The 18,416-nt window shown below is 71.9% G+C and carries 18 protein-coding genes; 4 read left to right on the top strand and 14 right to left on the bottom strand.

The window, feature by feature from the left end:
* Positions 1-2: 2 nt before the first annotated feature.
* The 4 genes from OC490_RS21440 to OC490_RS21425 all read right to left on the bottom strand — a co-directional run bounded on the left by OC490_RS21440 (position 3) and on the right by OC490_RS21425 (position 3,671).
* Entirely contained in the window at positions 3-1,406 is a 1,404-nt protein-coding gene (locus tag OC490_RS21440; RefSeq protein WP_262059591.1) for a glutamine synthetase family protein, read from the bottom strand.
* A 40-nt stretch (positions 1,407-1,446) separates the two neighbouring features.
* Positions 1,447-2,259 carry an SAM-dependent methyltransferase gene (locus tag OC490_RS21435; protein ID WP_262059590.1) on the bottom strand — a complete coding sequence of 271 codons (813 nt, stop codon included), beginning with the start codon at positions 2,257-2,259 and terminating at the stop codon, positions 1,447-1,449.
* 112 nt (positions 2,260-2,371) lie between these two features.
* Entirely contained in the window at positions 2,372-3,226 is an 855-nt protein-coding gene (locus tag OC490_RS21430) for a hypothetical protein (protein WP_262059589.1), read from the bottom strand.
* Positions 3,227-3,323: 97 nt separating this feature from the next.
* Entirely contained in the window at positions 3,324-3,671 is a 348-nt protein-coding gene (locus OC490_RS21425) for a hypothetical protein (protein WP_262059588.1), read from the bottom strand.
* 165 nt (positions 3,672-3,836) lie between these two features.
* On the opposite strand from OC490_RS21425, the gene OC490_RS21420 reads away from it, so the two are divergent.
* Positions 3,837-4,304, top strand: coding sequence for a potassium channel family protein (locus OC490_RS21420; protein ID WP_262059587.1), 468 nt, complete (start codon positions 3,837-3,839; stop codon positions 4,302-4,304).
* Positions 4,305-4,323: 19 nt separating this feature from the next.
* Here OC490_RS21420 and OC490_RS21415 read toward each other — a convergent pair whose 3' ends face one another.
* From OC490_RS21415 to OC490_RS21400, 4 genes are all read right to left on the bottom strand, one after another.
* On the bottom strand, positions 4,324-5,877 hold the full coding sequence (locus OC490_RS21415) for a carboxylesterase/lipase family protein (RefSeq protein ID WP_262059586.1): 1,554 nt from the start codon (positions 5,875-5,877) through the stop codon (positions 4,324-4,326).
* A gap of 114 nt (positions 5,878-5,991) precedes the next feature.
* The gene (locus tag OC490_RS21410) at positions 5,992-7,473 is read right to left on the bottom strand and encodes an MFS transporter (protein WP_262059585.1); all 1,482 of its coding nucleotides are present in this window, start codon (positions 7,471-7,473) and stop codon (positions 5,992-5,994) included.
* Positions 7,474-7,559: 86 nt separating this feature from the next.
* Positions 7,560-8,771 carry a sensor histidine kinase gene (locus tag OC490_RS21405; protein ID WP_262059584.1) on the bottom strand — a complete coding sequence of 404 codons (1,212 nt, stop codon included), beginning with the start codon at positions 8,769-8,771 and terminating at the stop codon, positions 7,560-7,562.
* An 84-nt stretch (positions 8,772-8,855) separates the two neighbouring features.
* Positions 8,856-9,893 carry a zinc-dependent alcohol dehydrogenase gene (locus OC490_RS21400; RefSeq protein ID WP_262059583.1) on the bottom strand — a complete coding sequence of 346 codons (1,038 nt, stop codon included), beginning with the start codon at positions 9,891-9,893 and terminating at the stop codon, positions 8,856-8,858.
* Positions 9,894-10,145: 252 nt separating this feature from the next.
* Here OC490_RS21400 and OC490_RS21395 point away from each other — a divergent pair, with 252 nt between their 5' ends.
* Entirely contained in the window at positions 10,146-10,655 is a 510-nt protein-coding gene (locus OC490_RS21395; RefSeq protein WP_262059582.1) for a MarR family winged helix-turn-helix transcriptional regulator, read from the top strand.
* Between the two features lie 4 nt (positions 10,656-10,659).
* Here the strand turns inward: OC490_RS21395 and OC490_RS21390 are convergent, their stop codons facing one another.
* The 4 genes from OC490_RS21390 to OC490_RS21375 are packed head-to-tail and all read right to left on the bottom strand — an operon-like array spanning position 10,660 to position 14,460.
* A complete protein-coding gene (locus OC490_RS21390; RefSeq protein ID WP_262059581.1) occupies positions 10,660-11,352 on the bottom strand; it encodes a response regulator transcription factor in 693 nt (230 codons plus the stop codon).
* A 39-nt stretch (positions 11,353-11,391) separates the two neighbouring features.
* The gene (locus tag OC490_RS21385) at positions 11,392-13,389 is read right to left on the bottom strand and encodes an FtsX-like permease family protein (RefSeq protein WP_262059580.1); all 1,998 of its coding nucleotides are present in this window, start codon (positions 13,387-13,389) and stop codon (positions 11,392-11,394) included.
* Between the two features lie 16 nt (positions 13,390-13,405).
* Positions 13,406-14,089 carry an ABC transporter ATP-binding protein gene (locus tag OC490_RS21380; RefSeq protein WP_262059579.1) on the bottom strand — a complete coding sequence of 228 codons (684 nt, stop codon included), beginning with the start codon at positions 14,087-14,089 and terminating at the stop codon, positions 13,406-13,408.
* The gene (locus tag OC490_RS21375; protein ID WP_262059578.1) at positions 14,086-14,460 is read right to left on the bottom strand and encodes a DUF4333 domain-containing protein; all 375 of its coding nucleotides are present in this window, start codon (positions 14,458-14,460) and stop codon (positions 14,086-14,088) included. Before OC490_RS21375 ends, OC490_RS21380 begins: the two co-directional genes overlap by 4 nt.
* A gap of 152 nt (positions 14,461-14,612) precedes the next feature.
* Between OC490_RS21375 and OC490_RS21370 the strand changes: the two genes are divergently transcribed.
* On the top strand, positions 14,613-15,776 hold the full coding sequence (locus tag OC490_RS21370; protein WP_262059577.1) for a sensor histidine kinase: 1,164 nt from the start codon (positions 14,613-14,615) through the stop codon (positions 15,774-15,776).
* Positions 15,777-15,816: 40 nt separating this feature from the next.
* On the opposite strand, the gene OC490_RS21365 is transcribed toward OC490_RS21370, so the two are convergent.
* Together OC490_RS21365 and OC490_RS21360 are read right to left on the bottom strand one after the other, a co-directional pair.
* Positions 15,817-16,629 (bottom strand): SAM-dependent methyltransferase, encoded by an 813-nt coding sequence (locus tag OC490_RS21365; RefSeq protein WP_262059576.1) that lies wholly within the window; start codon positions 16,627-16,629, stop codon positions 15,817-15,819.
* Between the two features lie 66 nt (positions 16,630-16,695).
* Positions 16,696-17,520, bottom strand: a complete 825-nt coding sequence (locus tag OC490_RS21360) for an alpha/beta hydrolase (protein ID WP_262059575.1) — start codon at positions 17,518-17,520, stop codon at positions 16,696-16,698.
* 114 nt (positions 17,521-17,634) lie between these two features.
* Between OC490_RS21360 and OC490_RS21355 the strand changes: the two genes are divergently transcribed.
* Positions 17,635-18,408 (top strand): sulfite exporter TauE/SafE family protein, encoded by a 774-nt coding sequence (locus OC490_RS21355; protein ID WP_093623874.1) that lies wholly within the window; start codon positions 17,635-17,637, stop codon positions 18,406-18,408.
* Positions 18,409-18,416: the final 8 nt, after the last annotated feature.

Below are 18,416 nucleotides of genomic sequence, written 5' to 3'. Positions count from 1 at the left end.
CCTCAGTACTTCCAGCGGTAGGCCGCCGCGATCCGCTCGTCGTCCAGCTCGGCCACGGCCGCGATCTCGCCCTGTCGTACGGCGATCACCGCATCCGCCAGCACCGGGTCCAGCGCGGCCCGCAGCAGCTCGTCCTTGCGGAACTCCGCGACCGACTCGACCAGCGAGGTCGGAAGTCGTCGTACACCACGGGCCGTTGCCTCCGGCGTGCCGAGGTGTGCGGGGTCGCCGGTGGTCTCCTCGGGCAGGAGGGAGGACGAGGTGAGGCCGTCGAGTCCTGCGGTGATCAGGCAGCCGAGGGCGAGATAGGGGTTGGCGGCCAGGTCGACCGGCTTGACCTCCAGGTTCGCCCCCTGGGCGCGCAGGCCGGCCGTGCCGGTGACGACGCGCACCGCGGCCTCGCGGGTCTCCCGGCCCCAGGCGGTGAACACCCCGGCGCACTGGGAGGGTTGGAGGCGGAAGTAGCTGGCCGGGCTCGGCGCGGTCACGGCGGTGAGGGCCGGGAGGCGGGCGAGGACACCGGCCGCGAACGACTCGGCCTCGGCCGTCATGCCGTAGCGCCGGTCGCCCCCGGTGTGCAGGTTCGCGCCGTCGCGCCAGGCCGAGAGGTGGATGTGCCCGCCGTTGCCGACGCCCCGGGCCAGGACGGCCGGCGTGAACGAGGCGCGCAGGCCGTGCCGTTGGGAGACCGCGCGCACGGTCTGTCGTACCAGGACACTGCGGTCGGCCGCCGCGACCGGGTCGAGCGCGCCGACCGACAGCTCGAACTGCCCGGCCGCGTACTCGGGATGGAACTGGTCCACGTCCACGCCCTGCGTCGCCAGCGCCGACAGCAACTCGGCGCCGTAGTCGCTCAGTTCGACCTGCCGGGTCGCGCTGTACGCCGGACCCGTCGTGGCGGGCACGAACTCGCCGGCGGGTGCCGTGTCCAGGCCGAGGGCCCACTCGATCTCGATGCCCGCCCGGAAGGTGATCCCGTGCCGCCGCTCTGCGTCCGTGACGACGCGGCGCAGGAACGTGCGGCTGCAGCCCGGGTGTTGCTCGCCCTCCTGGGTGATCCGGTCGACCGGCGCCCAGGCCCAGCCGGGCTGCCCGGACAGGACGGCCAGCTGGTCGAGGTCGGGGTACAGGCGCAGGTCGCCGTCCGGTGATCCGAGGACGTCGGTGGTGACGATGGAGTCGTTCGCCAGGAAGGTGTCGAACACCGGGGACATGCCGACGCCCCAGGCCGCGGCCGAGGCGAGCTTCGCGGTCGGGACCGTCTTCACCCGGCCCACGCCCGCGGTGTCGACGTAGGCCAGGACGATCCCGTGCACCCCCCGCCCGGTCAGCTCCGTGGCCAGCGCGGTGGCGCGTTCGACCTCGCCGGGGCGTCCGCCGGGCAGTGGGTCGGCAAGGGTGGTCATACGTCCTCCACGGTCGCGTCCTGCGCGGTCTGCTGCGCCGTCAGGGTTTCACGGCCACCGCTCCGAACTGCGGTACCACGGCCGGGGAGTCGGAGTCCGGGCGCCACTGCGAGCACGGCACCAGGCCGGGGTCGAGGAGGTCGAGGCCGTCGAAGAAGGCGGCGATGTCGGCGCGGCTGCGGGCGGTGATCGGGGGAGTGGCGTTCTCGTTCCAGAACTCCATCGCCGGGACGTTGCCCTCGCCGCCGAGATCCGCGTCGAAGGTGGGGTGGGTGACGACCAGGAAGCTGCCCGAGGGGACCGCGGTCATGACGTTGCGCACGACCTCCCGGGCCTCCTCGGTGTCGAGGACGAAGTTCAGGATGCCCAGCATCATCACGGCGACGGGACGCTCGAAGTCGAGGGTGCCCGTGGCGCGTTGGACGATCGACGCCGGGTCGCGCACATCCGCTTCGATGTAGTCGGTGACGCCCTCGGGGGTGCTCGTCAGCAGCTTGCGGGCGTGGACCAGCACCAGCGGGTCGTTGTCGACGTACACGATCCGCGCGTCCGGTGCGATCCGCTGGGCGATCTCGTGCGTGTTGTCGACGCTCGGCAGTCCGGTGCCGAGGTCGAGGAACTGCCCTACCCCGCGCTCGCCGGCCAGGAACCGCACCGCCCGGCCGAGGAAGTCCCGGTCGGCGCGGGCCACTTCACGGATCACCGGGAACATGCCGGCGACGTGCTCGCCGACCCGTTGGTCGATCTCGTAGTTGTCCTCGCCGCCGATCCAGTAGTTCCATACGCGCGCGTTGTGCGCCACAGCGGTGTCGAGCCGGGTCGGTCCCTCTGCCGGAGTGTCGCTGTCGCTCACGTCTTGACTCCTTGTCGCCCGCGGTGCCGTCCCCGCCATTGTGCCGCCGGTCGATCACCCGGCCCAAGGGTTCGCGACGATGGGGCACATGTTCTTCGGGGACGGCGAACTGTCAGTCCAGGTTGCCGGGTTGGGCGGGCGGCGTCCGGCCCGCCAGGACGTCCTTCAGGTGCGAGGTGCCCTGCCGCACGGCGGCCTCGGTCGTGTCGGACTCCGTGCCCCCAAGGCCGCCCGACATGACGGTGATCGCGTCGGTGCCGACCCGGACGACGGCCAACTCCAGGGTGAGCATGGTGGGTTGGGCGGCGCCCGTGCTCGTGACGGTCACCTGGAGACCCTGCCGGGCGTCGCCCACGGCGGGCACCTCGTTCTCGATGACCTGGACCGTGCGCCGGCCGCCCTTGGAGTCGGTCGCGGTGAACTGGTCGCACTTCACCGGCAGCGTCTTCAGCCAGTTCAGGGAAGTGCCGAGCCGGGCGCGGTCGTAGGCGGCGACCTGGTAAAGCAGCCGGGACTCGCTCTGCTCGAACCCGGTCAGCGCGGACGCGCCGGACGGCTTGCCGAGGAGATCGTCGCCGTAGAGCGCGTCGAGCAGTTTCTGGCAGTCGGCGGCGTTCGTCTTCGCGGTGAGGAGGGCGCCGACGTCGACCTTGCCGATCACGAGCTTGTCGGCCCAGGTGGCGGCGTCCTTGACCCGGGTCCAGTTGTCCTCCAGGTCGGCCTCGGTGATCAGCGCGGCCTTGGCTCCCGCCTCGGTGAGGGCGGGTGCGGCGGACTTCCCGGTACGGGGCGAGGCGAGCGGGGACTCGGCGGCGAGCGGGGAGGCGGCGACGTCCGATGCGCTGTCACCGCCGGCACCGCCGGCACCGCCGCTGCCGCCGGAGCAGGCCGCGCAGGTCAGCAGCGTGCCCGCCGCCAGGGCTGCGCCGAGGACACGGACGGGGCGGGAGGACGGGCGACGGTGCATGGCGGGGCCTCCAGGAGGAGTGGCAGTCCCCCTCAGGGCACCATCGGGCCGCCCGGCCCTCCAACGCAGGGGGCCGTTCGGGTGGGAGGTGTGGTTGTCAGGGTGCGCCGTCCGGCGGCGGCTCGGACGGGCCGGAATGCCGGTGCGGCAGATGCAGACGGCGCTCGTGGTGCTGTCGGGGTTCGTGTTCCGCGCGGCGCGCCCGTTCGGCGAGCCCGGCCTCCAGCACATGCACCGTGCGCCCGCCGCACTTCGGGCAGACCGCGTCGGCGAGCGGTGACCTCATGGCCCTGCCCTCCTCGTCGACGTACTCCTGCGTGGTCAGGCCGGAGGCGTCGGTCGGGTCGGTGAAGAACATGACCTGGAAGGTGGCCTCCCAGGAATGGCCGCAGTCACCGCAGGTGAACGCGAAGGTCTCGGGAACGGCTCGGGGTTCCGCCGTCATGGCACGGTCCTCCGTCTCGTGGGCGGACGGGTCGGGCCGCCCGGCCCTCCAGCGCACAACGCCGCAGGTCGTACGGCAACTCGAACGCCCCGTCCGGCATGCCCGCACCCCCGCCCGCCCCGACACTGGCCCCAGGCCCCGGCACCGTGACGCGAAGGAGTGACCATGCTGCCCGGATTCCTCACCAGGGCGGTCGAGTTGCTGCTCGGCCGCGAGGGCCGCTCGCTTCATCTCAAGGCGGCGGGCGCGGCGACGGCGGTCCTCGGCGTGGTGATGCTCGTCGGCTCGTGGGCCGTGGTCGCCGCCGAACACGGAGCCCGCGGCGCCAACCTGACGACATACTCGAGGGCCCTGTGGTGGTCGATCGAGACGGCGACGACGGTCGGGTACGGCGACTTCTACCCGGTCACACTGTGGGGCCGCGTCGTCGGCTCGGTGGTGATGGTCGTCGGCATCACCACCTACGGCCTGGTCACCGCGGCGCTGGCCACCTGGTTCGTCGGCCGCGAACAGCTCCGCCGTCACCATCTGGCCCACGGCGCACAGGAGTTGGGCGAGGAGGCCGTCCGCGCCCTGCACGAACGCTTCGACCGGCTGGAGCGGTTGCTCGCCGGGAAGGGGGAGAACCCGTGACGGTACGCCTCCCTCTCGGTTACGCGGTCAGCGGCAGCGCACGGAAGGCGTAGCCCTCCCACAGTCGCCGTGAGGTCTCCTCGGGGTAGGCGGTGACCACGGAGTGGGTGTCGAGGATCTGTACCGACCGGTGCTCGGTGTCGTAGGCGGGCCAGCCCGGATCGCCCGTTCGCGCGAACTCCGCCCAGGACGAGCGGAATCGGGACGACAGTGCCAGGGCCTCGGGGGAGGGCTCGACGTCGGCGAACAGCAGATTGCCCAGGTCGGCGGTGAAGGTGCCGAACAGCAGCGGGACGTCGAGGCCGTGGCAGGCGCCCAGCACACCGCCCAACCCCGGGGCCGGCCAGGTGAGTTCGTAGACGTACGCGCGACCGCCCGCGTCGGCCTGCGCCTCGGCCAGATGCAGACAGGGCATGCGGAACACCCGGTCGCAGCGGACGAGTTCGTCCAACTCGCCCGGCGAGGCGTCGGGGAAGGCGGCGCGATAGGCCTGTTCGGCGTCGGGCCCCGGCCCGAACCGGCGCAGGCTCGCCACCGCGTCCTCCTCGGTGATCTTCCCGAGCTGTCCGCCCAGCGCGGTGAACAGGCGTGTCTCGTCCCGGTTGTGACCGACGATCAGCTCCACGTCCCGGGCCGCACCGGCCGCGAGGCCCTCCCAGGGGGTGGTGGGCAGCACCTCGCCGTCGACGACGGGCGCGAAGGGAGTCAGCGTGTGCGCGACCGGCCCCCACCGGTCCTCGTACTGGTGCATCTTGTCGGTCAACGTCTCGCCCGCGGCGGTCAGTTGACGCGGGTCCACGGTCGCGAGGTCGGCGGCCGTGGGGCGCAGCCCCGCCTCCGCGGCGATCGCGGACGCGATGTCCCCGGCCAGCGCGTCGGAGAAGAAGGTGTCCGGCACGCTCTGTGCGATGGCCCGCCGGAAGAGTCCGGACGCGCTCGGCATGATCAGCAGTGAGGCCACCGACCCGGCACCGGCCGACTCGCCGAAGACCGTGACCTGTTCCGGATCACCGCCGAACGCCGTGATGTTCTCCCGTACCCACTCCAGTGCGGCGACTTGGTCGAGCAGTCCCCGGTTGGCGGGCGCCCCTTCGATGCGCGCGAACCCCTCGATGCCGACACGGTAGTTGAGGCTCACGACCACGACATCGCCGTCGCGTGCGATGTGCTGGGCGTCGTAGCCGGGGCTGCCCGCGTGCCCCAGTTTGTAGGCACCGCCGTAGATCCACACCATGACCGGGCGGCGGGCCGCCGGATCGGGTGCGGGGGTCCAGACGTTGACGGTCAGCCAGTCGTCGCCCATCGGTCCCGTCAGTACGCCCCGGCGGCCCTGGATGCCGGACTCCTGCGGGGGCGGCGGCCCGAAGGCGAGGGCGTCGCGCACGCCGTCCCAGCCGCGTACCGGGCGCGGTGCCTGGAAGCGGGCGTCCCCGACCGGCGGTTCGGCGAACGGGATGCCGCGGAAGACCGCGAGCCCGTCCTCCAGCCGTCCGCGCACCGCACCGACGGCGAGACGCACCACCGGTGCGGCGGCCGAACCGGCCGCAGTGTCACGGGAGTTGGGTGTCGTCATGAGGGACTCCTCGCTCTGCGCCGGGCAATGACGGGGTGTGGGAAAAGCCGTGGGCGGTCACCGTCCCGCGAAATGCGGGGCGATGACCGCCGTGGTCCCGATGGCCAGGATGCCCTACGCCTTGGCCTCGGAGACCTCTTCGGCGAGGGCCGGTGCGGCGGCCGGCGCGTCCGCGGCCGGTGTACGCCGGGCCGGGATCAGGGTGGCGAGGAAGAAGGCCAGCAGCGCGGCGCCCGCACCGATCGCCATGACCACCTTGAAGCCGTTCTCCGACGGAAGGGCGGAGCCGCCGAAGTCGGTGGTCATCTGGGCCAGGATCACACCGGCGATGGCGCTGGCGAAGCTGGTGCCCAGGGACCGCATCAGGGTGTTGAGGCTGTTGGCGGCACCGGTCTGCGACGGGTCGACCGCGCCCATGATCAGGGCGGGCAGGGCGCCGTAGGTGAAGCCGACACCCGCGCCGATGATGCAGGACACCAGGACGAGGTGCCAGACCTCGGACATCAGCAGGATGTTCAGGGAGTACCCGGAGGCCACGATCAGCGCGCCGATCATCAGGGTGACCTTGGGGCCCTTGGCCTTGGTGACGCGGGCGGACACGGCCGACATGGCCATCATGACGAGGCCCTGCGGGGCGAGCACCAGGCCGACCGCCAGCATCGACTTGCCCAGGCCGTAACCGGTCTGCGTGGGCAGCTGAAGCAGCTGGGGGAGGACCAGGGACATCGCGAACATCGAGAAGCCGAGGGCGATCGAGGCCAGGTTGGTGAACAGCACCTGCGGCTTGGCGGTCGTTCGCAGGTCGACCAGCGGCTGCGAGCTGCGCAGCTCGTACCAGCCCCAGGAGAGCAGGATCGTGACGGCCGCGATGCCGAGGATCAGGGTGGTCGCGCTGGTCCAGCCCCAGTCGGAGCCCTTGGAGATGGCGAGCAGCAGCGAGATCAGTCCGGCGGACAGGCCGAGCGAGCCGACCAGGTCGAAGCGGCCCCCGGTGCGGACCTTGGACTCGGGCACCAGCAGCAGGACCAGCAGGAAGGACACGGCGCCGAGGACGGCGGAGGTCCAGAAGAGGATGTGCCAGTTGTAGTGGTCGGCGATGAAGGCGGCCGAGGGCAGACCCAGGGCGCCGCCGACGCCGAGCGAGGCGCTCATCAGGGCGGTGGAGCCGGCCAGCCGGTCGCTGGGCAGCACGTCACGCATGATGCTGATGCCGAGCGGGACGACCGCGGCGGCCAGCCCCTGCAGCGCGCGGCCGATGACCATCGGGACCAGCGAGTCGGCCAGGGCGCACACGATCGAGCCGGACACCAGCAGGACGATGCTGGTGAGCAGCATCCGGCGCTTGCCGAACATGTCGCCGAGGCGGCCCACGACCGGGGTGGCCACGGCGGCGGCCAGCAGGGTGGCGGTGACCGCCCACGCGGTGTTCGACGCGGAGGCGTTCAGGTACTTCGGCAGCTCCGGGATGATCGGGATGACCAGCGTCTGCATCAGCGAGACGACGATTCCCGCGAAGGCCAGTACCGCGACGACGGCGTTCGACCTCGGCGGAGCGGAAGAACCCGCTTCGGCGGGTCGGGCAAGGGCGTCGGACATGGCAGAGCCTCCATCGGGAACGAGCTGTGACGATCAGGAACGAGCAGACTTGCTTGACTCACTCAACCATAATGAGATTGATTGAGTTACGCAAGTACATTCTGGGTGTGAACTGGTGAAGGGGAGGGCAACGGCAGTTCGGTGACGACTTCGAACCCGCCTTCCGGGCGGTGACCTGCCCGGAGCCGGCCACCTGCGGAGAGCGCGCGCTCCCGCATTCCGATGACGCCGTACCCGTCACCGGTGGCGGGGGACGAGGGCGGTGCCGTACCCCCGTGATCGGTGACGGTGATGTCCAGCCGGTCGTGCGAGTAGCTGAGCCGTACCTCGGCCGAGCCGGTGCCCGCGTGCTTGGTCACGTTGGTGAGCGCCTCCTGCACGATGCGGTACGCCGTGAGGTCCGTACCGGCGGACAGCGGCTGCGGCCTGCCCTCCGTGCTGACGGTGACGACGAGCCCGGCGGGCTCGAACGAGGCGGCCAGATCGGCGAGTTGATCCAGTCCCGGCGCGGGCCCCGGGGGAGTCTCCGAGTCGTCCGCGTGGCGCAACAGGCCCACGGTGGCCTTGAGTTCGCGGACGGCCGACAGGGTGGTGCCCGCGAGTTCACCGGCGATCCGCTCGGCCTCCTCGGGGCGGCTGCGCATCAGCCGTACGACGGTGCCGGCCTGGAGGTTGGCCAGTACGAGATGGTGGGCCACGACGTCGTGCAGATCGCGGGCGATCCGCATGCGTTCCTCGGTGACACGGTGCCGGGCCTCCTGCTCGCGGGTCCGTTCCGCGTGCTCGGCGCGGGCCTGCACCGCCTCCAGATAGGCCGCGCGGAGCCGGGTCGTGGTGCCCAGCGAGGTGGGCAGCAGCAGCCAGAAGGCAGGGCCGAGCAGTTTCAGGACCAGCGGTTCGCTGTTGGGGCCCACGATCAGGGCCGTGCCCACCAGCAGGGTGATGCCGGAGGCGGTGAAGAGGTTCGCGGTGGTCCGCTCGGAGCGCAGGGCCAGCGTGTACAACGCGACCATGAGCGGCCCGATCACCAGGACCGTGACGATGTAGCCGAGCCCGGCCACCGCCATGGCACAGCAGAGGGTGACCACCACGGTGGTGCGCGGCAGCGTGCGTCGCCACAGCAGGGCGAGCGAAGCGAGACCCGAGACCAACACGCCGGGCCACCAAGGGACTTCGAGTTCGCGGCCCGGGATCGTCAGCATGCTGCCGGGGAAGGCGCAGGCGAGGAGTACGGCGGCGAGGACCAGGTCGACGGTACGGGGATGGCAGCGCAGCACCCGCTGCAGGCGGTGGATCATGGTGTGGGGGTCCTGTCCGAGGCGGCCGGGCATGCGCCGGTTCCCGCTTCGGGCGGGAGAGCCGGCGCGCCGTCCGCTGCTCGTCTACTCGTCGAAGGTGACGACGATCTTCTCGGCCGCGCCCGGCGTCAGCGCGAGCTCGAAGGCTTCCTCGACCTCGGCGAAGGGCACCCGGTGACTGATCAGCTTGGCGAACCGCTCGTGGTGCTCCACGATCTCCTGCGTGACCTCGAAGATCTCGGTGGGGTAGCCCTGCGAGGCGATCAGCGTCAGCTCGCTGCGCAGCATCCCGCCGAGGTCGATGTCGGCGCCCTTCTTCTGTACGGCGACCATGACCAGCTTGGCGCCCCACTTCGCGGAGTCGACCGTGGTGTTGACGACGGCCGCGACACCGGCGGCGTCGATGTAGATGTCGGTGCCGGGACGGGGCTGGCCGAGCGCGTTGGCGGCCTGTCCGTGCAGCTCGGTCAGGCGTGAAGTCACGTCCTCCTCGGCGGAGTTGATGACCGCGTCCGCGCCGACCGCGAGCGCGGTCTCCAGGCGGGAGGCGATCACGTCGGCGACGACGACATGCTCGACCCCGCGCAGCTTCAGCCAGATCGCCGCGCCCAGGCCGATCGGTCCGGCACCGAAGATGACGACCTTGTCGCCGGGCTTGGCCTCGGAACGGTTGACGGCGTGCCGGGCCACTGCCATCGGCTCGTTGAGCGCGGCGACGTCGAAGGGCACGGTGTCGGGGAAGACGGTGACGCTCTTGCCGACCTCGCAGTCCTCCAGGAGGAGGTAGTCGCTCATGGCGCCGTGCTTTCCGCCGCAGCCGATGATCCCGGAGGGGGAGTCCTGCGGGTTGACGACCACCCGGTCACCGGTCTTCAGGCCCTCGACCTCGGAACCGACCTCGACGATCTCTCCGGCCGGCTCGTGCCCGAGGGGGACCGGCACCATGGTGCCGCCCGCGCCGAACGGGCCGCCGCCGATGTGCAGGAAGAAGGTGTCGGTACCGCAGATCCCGCAGGCACGGATCTTCATGAGGGCGTCCTTCGGCCCGGGCGCCGGACGCTCGACGTCCACCACGTCGATCTTGTCTACGGCGCCGGTCTGGACGGACTTCATCGTGGCCATGAGGGGACTCGCTTTCCATGTGCGTGAGGGGTGTCACCGGCCCCGGCGGCGGACGGGGGGAGTACTCCGACCGCCGGGACCGGTGACGGCGCCATACTCCGTCCCCACGGCGTACGGCGCGACGGGGACACCTCCGCTTCGGTGACCCCAGCTCTGGACTTGCTTGAGTTAGGCAACCATAAATGCGTTACTTAAGTCAAGCAACCGTCTCGACCTTGCTTAACTCAGGCAAGTACCTGTTACGGTGGATGCATGTCCACACCGCCACCCGCAACGGCGTCCGTCCCGGCGGACGTAGTCGAGATCGAGCGGGTCCTGACCCGGATCGCCTATCTGGCCGGGCGGGCCCGGCAGCACGAGCGTCTGATGTCGCTGGTCGGACTGCCGCTGGACCGGGCCGCCGTGGCGATCCTGCGCTACATCGCCGAGAGCGAGCCGCTGCGCCCCGGGGTCCTGGCCGTCCGGATGTCGGTGGAGGCCTCCCATGTCACGCGCCAGCTACGGCAGTTGGAACAACTCGGCCATGTCGTCCGGATCCCGGACCCCGACGACGGCCGCGCCCAGCGCATCCAGCTCACCGACAGCGGACTGGCCGCCGTCAACCGGATCCGGGACGTGAGCCGCAGGGGCATGGAGATGGCGCTGGCGGACTGGTCCTCCGAGGACCTGCGGCAACTCGCGGCGCTCTTCCACCGGTTGGTCGACGACTTCGTCACGCACGCGGAAGCAGCCGTGGACGTGTCCGTGGACGCCTCCGCCTGACCGCTCAGGGGCCCGGCCGCACCTGACCGTGCTGCCAGGCCCAGGCCGCGATCTCGACGCGGTTCCGCGCGGCCAGTTTCAGCTGGACGCTGGAGAGGTGTGTCTTCACCGTCGACAGGGAGACGTACAGTTCGGCGGCGATCTCGGCGTTCGTCCGGCCGAGGGCGACCAGGCGGACGACCTCGGCCTCACGGTCGGTGAGGGGCTCGCGCAGTGCCGGCGCGGGCGGGGCCGGCCGGGGTGTCGCCGTCGTCGTGTCGGTGAGATGCCTGAGCAGCCGCACGGTGACCGAGGGCGAGACCAGCGAGTCGCCGGCCGCCGCCGCCCGGACCGCCTCCGCGAGCAGCGTCGGCCCCGAGTCCTTCAGCAGGAACCCGCAGGCGCCGCCGCGCAGCGCGCCGTACACGTACTCGTCCAGGTCGAAGGTCGTCACCACGACCACCCGCAGCGGATCGGCCACCTCCGGCCCCGCCAGCAACCGCGTCGCCGCCAGACCGTCCAGCTTCGGCATCCGGATGTCCAGCAGACACACATCGGGCCGCTCGCGCCGGGCCAGCGCCACGGCCTCCTCGCCGTCGACGGCCTCGGCGACCACGGTGATGTCGGGCTGCGCGTCCAGGAAGAACCGGAACCCGGTACGGACCATCTCCTGGTCGTCGGCGATCAGCACACGGATGGGCGGGGTGGGGACGGTCATGGGTCGATCATGCCTCAGGGGGGAAGGGGGTGGCCGGTGTCAGTCCGTCGCCCGGGCCGGGTCCGCCGTGACCACGCGCAGCAGCGGGCGGCTCGCGCCGATCGCGGCGAGCATGGCGAGGGCGCCGAGGGTCACGCAGACGGCCAGCTGTACGGCACCGGAGCTGCTGATCGTGCTGCCCGCCGCCTTGTTGACCTGGACGGCGGCGTACAGACCGGTCGCGGTGGTGCCGCCGGCCAGAACGAGCAGCGGGAGCACCGTCTCGCGGACCCTGGCCCGGTCCAGCACCTTCAGCGGGGTACCGGACAGACGCAGCAGACCGTACGTACGGCGCCGGTCGAGAACGTTCGCGGCGGCGGTCAGGCCCGCCGAGGCCGTCGCGACGAGGAAGCTCACGGCCAGGGTGGCGGTGCCGAGTTGGGCGAGGCGGTCGTTGACGGCGGCGTCCTGCGCCTCCGCGTAGGCCCCGGTGTACGGCAGCCGGCCCGCGCCGAGCGGCTGGAGGGCGGTGACGGCCGTGTCGAGGGCGGCCGGACCGCCGGAGACATGGGCGATCACGCCGTCGCTGCCGCCGAGCAGGAAGCCGTCGTCGTTCGTGCCGACGGTCGCTTCGACGCCCGCCGCGCGCAGCAGCCGACGGGCCTCGCCGACCGCGTGCCGGGCGGCGGTGGCGTTCGCGGTCGGCACGGCGATCTGGCCGCGGTGGTCGAGGCCGACGATGCCGAACACGCCGACGGTGAAGAACCCGGCGACGAACCCGGCCAGCACCAGACCACTGACCGTCCGCCAGGCACCGCGCGGATCGTCACTGAGCCGGCGGGCCGCCAGCAGGGTCGCCGGACGGCGGGCGAACCGCCCCACGACCCGGCCCAGCCGGTCCACGACCCACGGCCCGAACATCCAGAACGCGCCGTAGAACAGCACCATCAGCGCGACCAGCGTCCCCGGCTTCAGGGTGCCGCCGTCCGTGCTCATCCGGATGTAGACCAGTACCGCCACGAACAGCACGAGCCGGATCAGCCGGGTACGGCGCGGGTTCGACTGCTGGGCGACACCGAGCGGCGAGGACGCGACCTGACGCAGCGTCGACATCGCGCTCACCGCGATCAGTCCGGTCACGCCCGCCACGACCGCCGCCACCCACGGCAGCCCCACCCACAACTGCCCGGTGTACCAGGTGCCGATGCCGTACGGCACCTCGGCGAACGCCGGCAGCAGCGCCCCGTAGGCCACCGCGCCCGCCAGGGCACCGGCCGCACCCACCGCCGCGGCCTCCACGCCGGTCATGGCGAGGATCTGCCGGGGAGTGGCCCCGGCGAGCCGCAGCGCCGCGAGGCGTTGTTCCCGGCGGGCCGCACCGAGCCGCCCGGCCGCCGCGGCCAGCACGATCACCGGGACGACCAGGAGACCCACGCCGAGGAGTACGGCGGCCTGGTCGTCGACGGTGAACACACTGCGCCGCGTCCCGGCGAACCCCGAGACGACGGAGCGCGCGGTCAGCCCCACGTCGTAAATCCCTTGCCTGTCCGCCGACTTGGCGACCGCCGGGTCCGTGGGGGCCCGACCGATCACCGCCACGAGCTCGTCGGGCGAGGCGAGCCCGGCGGCGCCGATGGTGCCGTAGGGCGTCGACTTCGGGAAACGGTCGGCGAGTTGGGTCGAGGGGAGGGTGCGGAGGAGCTCGGCGAGGGCCGGGGAGACGTACCACTCGCCCTGCTTCGGGAAGGAGTTGAGGCCGGGTGGGGCGGGTGTCGGTGCGCGGTGGGGGAGTTGGGCCAGGGAGACGACGGTGATCGGTTCGTCGCGGACGTAGGTCGTGGTGAGGGCCTGGACCGCGGTGCCGTGGCGGTCCGGGTCGGGGGTGCGCCAGGCGGTGCGGTCGGCACGGGCGCCCGCGCCCGAGTAGGCGGCGAGCAGCGTCAGCAGGACGAGCGAGCCCACGGCGGCGGCAGCGGCCGCGAGGAGGTGGCTCTGCCGGCCGCGACGGCCGGATGCCTTGGCGAGGTGCCAGGTCAGGGACAGGACGGGGGAACGCATCGGGGACTCCGGAGGCTCAACTGACGGTGAAATGGCTGTAGTTGCTGATCCGGCCGTCCCGGACCCGGAGGACCCGGTCGCAGTGCGCGGCCACCTCGGCGTCGTGCGTGACCATCACCAGCGCGGCACCCTGCTCACGGGTCACCGACGTCAGCAGCCGTACGACCTCCGTGCCGGTCGCCTGGTCCAGGGCGCCGGTCGGTTCGTCGGCGAAGACCACGTCCGGCGCCACGGCCAACGCCCGTGCGATGGCGACCCGTTGGGCCTGACCACCGGACAACTGCCCCGGGCGGCGCCGCTCCAGACCGTCCAGACCGAGCGGTGCGAACCAGCGCCGGGCGCGCTCCACCGCCTGCGCCCGGGGCAGCCCCTCCAGCATCAGCGGGAGGGCGACGTTCTCCTCGGCGGGCAGCTCCGGCAGCAACTGGCCGGACTGGAAGACGAACCCGAACCTCTTGCGGCGCAGGGCGCTGAGCCGGTTCTCGCCCAGGTCGTCGATACGGTCCCCGCGCAGCAGCACCTGCCCGCCGTCCGGGCGGACGATCCCGGCAAGCGTGTGCAGCAGCGTGGACTTGCCGGAGCCCGACGGACCCATGATCGCGACGGAGTCGCGGGCACCGACCTCCACGTCCACGCCCGCCAGGGCCGTGGTGGAGCCGTACTTCTTGATGAGGCCGACACCGGCCAGCACGGCGCTCATGAGCGGTCGAACTTCCACGTGACGGAGTCGGCCGAGGCCTTGACCACGGTGACCGGGATGTCGACGGTCGTGCCGTCGCTCTTCCTGCCGGTGCAGGTGACGGTCGCCCCGGCGACGGCCTTCAGGCCGGTGGGGCAGGTGACACCCGAGACCTTGTCGCCGACCCAGGGGAGCGGGTGGTACCTGCTCTGCGCCCGGCCGGCCACGATGTCCGCCGACAGCGCCCTGTGGCCGTCCACCGTGACCGTGCTGTGCGCGTCGAGTTCGGTGGTGGACTGCGTGCCGGACAGCAGATGGGTGCCGAGCGCACCGAGTGCGACCGCGGCCGTCGCGCCGCCGATCACCCCGATGACGAACCTGGTGGACTGCATCACGTACTCCTGAAGCCTGGGAGAGGAGGAAGCAGTCCTACTCTCGTCGCCCAGGACCCGGGCCCGCCTCGGCCGAACGGCCAGGGTTCGCGGCACCCCGCTCGACCGTTCGGCCGATCCCACCCCACCACGCCTCGCATACCGTGACCAGCATGAGATCCGTCACCGGCCGGGGCTGCGCGCGGGGGCTCGCCGTGGGCGCCCTGCTCGGACTCGCGGCCTACGACCTGAGTTTCACCGCCTCCACCGGCCGCTCGGCCTGGCCCGGGGTCGTGGTGCTCGGCACCGGCCTGGCCGCCGTCCTGTGGCCCGTCGCCCGGCGTCCGCGATGGCTCACCCCGCAGCTGCGCACCGCCGCGCCCGCCGTCCTCTCACTGCTGTACAGCGCGGGCGCGATCCTGGCCGGGCACTCGGAGCTGTTCGGCCCCGGCGAGATCGTGATCCTGCTGACCCTGTCCTTCATCGCCGTACGGCACTGTCCGCAGCCCTGGGCCGCGGTGTGCGGCGTCCTGGACGGCCTGGCGCTGCTCGCCCTGCCGGCCCGCTACTTCCACTCGCTCACCGACGACAACCTGCTGCTGGTCACGACACTCGGACTGGTCCTCGTCGGCTCCACCGCCGGGTTCGCCGGCTATCTCCGCTCGCTCGACTACCGCCGCACCGTCGCGGTCACCGAGACCCGGCGCGCCGAACGCCTCGCCATCGCCGCCGACCTGCACGACTTCGTCGCCCACCACGTCACCGGCATCCTCGTGCAGACCCAGGTGGCCCGCATGATGGCGACCAGCAGGCCCGCGGACCTCGACCCCGTGCTCTCGGGCATCGAACGCGCCGCGACCGAGGCCCTGGCGTCCATGCGGCGCACGGTCGGTGTGCTGCGCGACGCCGGACCGGACGCGGCCGACCGCCGCCCGGCCGGCGACCTGGCGGCCGTCGCCGAACTCGTCGACGGCTTCGCGAGCCCGGTCCAGAAGGTCACCCTGCGCCGCGACCCCGCCCTGCCCGACGACCTCCCGCACGAGGTGCAGGCCGCGGCCTTCCGGGTCGTACAGGAGGCACTGACGAACGTACGACGCCACGCGGCCGACGCCGCCGAGGTCACCGTGGGGCTGCGCCGGGCGGGCCGCCGGCTGGAGGTCACCGTGACCGACGACGGCCGCGGCGGCACCCAGCTCCCGGCCGCCGCGCACGGCGGCGGCTTCGGCCTCGTCGGCCTCACGGAACGGGTGACGGCGCTGGGCGGTGAACTCCGGGCCGGTCCGCGCGAAGCGGGCGGGTGGGAGGTGCGGGCGGTGTTTCCGGCGGGGCGGTTCTGAGGGAGGGGGTTGGTTCGTGGGCCCCCGGCTTCACGGCTCCTCAGGCCTTGAAGCCGATCCCTCCGTACAGCGAGATCGGTCCCTCGCCGAGCGGTGTCTCGCCCTCCGCGAGTTCCGGGTGCCAGTCGGCCACGGACACGATTCCCGGTTCGACCGGCTCAAGTCCCTTGAAGAAACTGCTCACTTCGGCGTGCGAGCGGGCCACCAGGGTCACCCCGCCCGCCGCGTAGGCGGCGATGCCGCGCTCGACCTTCTCCCGCTCGAAGTCGGCGGTCATCGCGGACAGCACCAGACAACTCCCCGGCGCCAGCGCGCCGATCAAGGTGTCGACCAGCTCGTGGGCGCCGTCCCCGTCCGCGATGAAGTGCAGCAGGGCGATGAGCGAGAGCGCGATGGGCCGGTCGAAGTCCAGGACGCGGGCGGCCTGTTCGAGGATCGTGAGCGGTTCGCGGGCGTCGGCCTGGAGGTACTCCGTCGCACCCTCGGGCGTGCCGTGCAGCAGCGCCGCCGCGTGCGCGAGGACGATCGGGTCGTTGTCGACGTACACGATCCGCGCGTCCGGCGCGGTGGACTGGGCGATCTGATGGAGGTTGGGCGCGGTCGGTATGCCGGTGCCGACGTCCAGGAACTGCCGGATGCCCGACTGCCGGACCAGCAGCCGCGTCGCGCGCTGCATGAACCAGCGGTTGGCCCGTGCGGTGCGCGGGGCGCCCGGGTCAAGTGCCGTGATGTGACGGCCCAGTTGCTCGTCGACCGGGTAGTTGTCCTTGCCGCCGAGGAACCAGTCGTACACCCGGGCCGGATGCGGCTTCGAGGTGTCGATCCGCCGGACGTCCGGCTCTGTCCCGGTCACGCGATGCTCCTCTGCTCGACTCTGTTCCACGACGACCCCGACGGGTGTGCGAGCAGTTTGGCACGGTCATGTCGACCGGGTGCCGCCGAACAGCACGACGTCCAGGAAACGGATCAGATCCGCGAAGACCTCCGCCCGGTTCGTCTCGTGGAACACCTCGTGCCGGGCACCCGGATACACGCGCTCGGCCCACTCACCGCCGCTCAGCCGCTCGACGCCCACGCGACTGCCGGGGAGCGGGACCAGCCGGTCGTCGCCCCCGTGCAGCCAGAGCAGCGGCAGCCGGCCGATGTCGCCCGCGTCGGCGACCGTCGTCAGGGTGCGGGCGAAGGCCTCCAGCGTCGGCCGCTTCATCGGACCGTGCCAGACCAGCGGATCCGCCGCGTACACCGCACCGACGTCCGGGTCACGGGAGAGTGCGGCCGGGCTGATCGGGACGTCCGGGATCTCGTCGAGGGCGAGCAGCCGGCCCGGCAGCGCCCAGTCCCCGATCACCGGCCCGGACAGCACCAGCGCGGTGAGCTCGTCGCCGTGGCGCTGTGCGAAACGGGACGCGATCAGGCCGCCCATGGAGTGGCCGATCAGGACGAGGGGGACGCCCGGATAGGTGGCGCGGGCCAGGTCGGCGACGGAGTGCAGGTCCGTGACCACGTCCTCGAAGTCGCGGATCAGCACGCGCTCACCGGCCGACTCGCCGTGACCCTGGTGGTCGGGCCCGAGGACGGCGGCGCCGTGCGTCACCAGTACGGAGGCCAACTCGGCGTACCGGCCGATGTGTTCGCCGTATCCGTGCGAGACGAGGGCGACGTACCGAGGGCGCTCGTGCGGCCACTCGCGTGCGGTGATCGTGTTCCGGGTACCGGGGAGGACATGCTCGCGGGTGTCGGCCACGGTCAGAAACTAGCACCGCCCGTCCGATGCCATGATCCACCGAGGCGCGGCAGGGGCCACCTGGCGAGACACTCCTTACGCGGGCAGATGTAAGGACATACGATCGGTCCTCGCATGAACACGATGACGCTCTGGCACATATCCGGCTGGGAATTCGCCGCGCTCGCCGCCGCGGCCCTGCTCGTCGGCTTCTCCAAGACCGCCGTGAGCGGGGCCAACACGGTCAGTCTGGCGATCTTCGCGGCCGTCCTGCCCGCCCGCGCCTCCACCGGCGTACTGCTCCCCATCCTGATCGTCGGGGACGTGCTCGCCGTCCTCACCTACCGGCGGCACGCCCACTGGCCCACGCTGTGGCGGTTGTTCCCGGCGGTCGCGGCGGGAGTCGTGATCGGGACCCTGTTCCTGGTGTGGGCCGACGACGCGGTCGTACGGACGTCGATCGGCGCGATCCTGCTGCTCATGGCCGGGGTCACCCTCTGGCGTCGCCGCAAGGCCGAGGCCGACGAGGAGCCGGACTCGGTGGCCACCAGGTCCGGGCGGGTGAAGGCCCGCTCCTACGGAGTGCTCGGCGGTTTCACCACCATGGTCGCCAACGCCGGCGGCCCGGTCATGTCCATGTACCTGCTCTCTGCGGGCTTCCGGAAGCTCGGCTTCCTCGGCACATCGGCCTTCTTCTTCCTGATCGTCAACGTGACCAAGGTGCCCTTCAGCGTCGGGCTCGGCCTGATCGACGGCCACTCGCTGCTCCTCGACGCGGCACTTGCGGCGTTCGTCGTGCCCGGTGCGCTGATCGGCAAATGGGCCGTGAACCGCATCAACCAGCGACTGTTCGAGCAACTCGTGATCGCGGCGACGATCATCGGCGGCCTGCAACTGCTCCTGCGCTGACCTCCCGG

Origin of the sequence: Streptomyces sp. STR69 (genome assembly GCF_024519455.1) — a bacterium.
Taxonomy (GTDB): domain Bacteria; phylum Actinomycetota; class Actinomycetes; order Streptomycetales; family Streptomycetaceae; genus Streptomyces.
Note: the sequence above shows the minus strand (reverse complement) of the source record. Positions and strands in the feature narration are given on the sequence as shown.

Excerpts from the sequence above, each read along its gene's own strand:
- OC490_RS21395 (WP_262059582.1), top strand. The coding sequence starts at position 10,146 with ATGTCCACACCGCCACCCGCAACGGCGTCCGTCCCGGCGGACGTAGTC.
- OC490_RS21425 (WP_262059588.1), bottom strand. The coding sequence starts at position 3,671 with ATGACGGCGGAACCCCGAGCCGTTCCCGAGACCTTCGCGTTCACCTGC.
- OC490_RS21390 (WP_262059581.1), bottom strand. The coding sequence starts at position 11,352 with ATGACCGTCCCCACCCCGCCCATCCGTGTGCTGATCGCCGACGACCAG.
- OC490_RS21440 (WP_262059591.1), bottom strand. The coding sequence starts at position 1,406 with ATGACCACCCTTGCCGACCCACTGCCCGGCGGACGCCCCGGCGAGGTC.
- OC490_RS21400 (WP_262059583.1), bottom strand. The coding sequence starts at position 9,893 with ATGGCCACGATGAAGTCCGTCCAGACCGGCGCCGTAGACAAGATCGAC.
- OC490_RS21380 (WP_262059579.1), bottom strand. The coding sequence starts at position 14,089 with ATGAGCGCCGTGCTGGCCGGTGTCGGCCTCATCAAGAAGTACGGCTCC.
- OC490_RS21370 (WP_262059577.1), top strand. The coding sequence starts at position 14,613 with ATGAGATCCGTCACCGGCCGGGGCTGCGCGCGGGGGCTCGCCGTGGGC.
- OC490_RS21385 (WP_262059580.1), bottom strand. The coding sequence starts at position 13,389 with ATGCGTTCCCCCGTCCTGTCCCTGACCTGGCACCTCGCCAAGGCATCC.
- OC490_RS21415 (WP_262059586.1), bottom strand. The coding sequence starts at position 5,877 with ATGACGACACCCAACTCCCGTGACACTGCGGCCGGTTCGGCCGCCGCA.
- OC490_RS21355 (WP_093623874.1), top strand. The coding sequence starts at position 17,635 with ATGAACACGATGACGCTCTGGCACATATCCGGCTGGGAATTCGCCGCG.
- OC490_RS21420 (WP_262059587.1), top strand. The coding sequence starts at position 3,837 with ATGCTGCCCGGATTCCTCACCAGGGCGGTCGAGTTGCTGCTCGGCCGC.
- OC490_RS21410 (WP_262059585.1), bottom strand. The coding sequence starts at position 7,473 with ATGTCCGACGCCCTTGCCCGACCCGCCGAAGCGGGTTCTTCCGCTCCG.
- OC490_RS21405 (WP_262059584.1), bottom strand. The coding sequence starts at position 8,771 with ATGATCCACCGCCTGCAGCGGGTGCTGCGCTGCCATCCCCGTACCGTC.
- OC490_RS21430 (WP_262059589.1), bottom strand. The coding sequence starts at position 3,226 with ATGCACCGTCGCCCGTCCTCCCGCCCCGTCCGTGTCCTCGGCGCAGCC.
- OC490_RS21375 (WP_262059578.1), bottom strand. The coding sequence starts at position 14,460 with ATGCAGTCCACCAGGTTCGTCATCGGGGTGATCGGCGGCGCGACGGCC.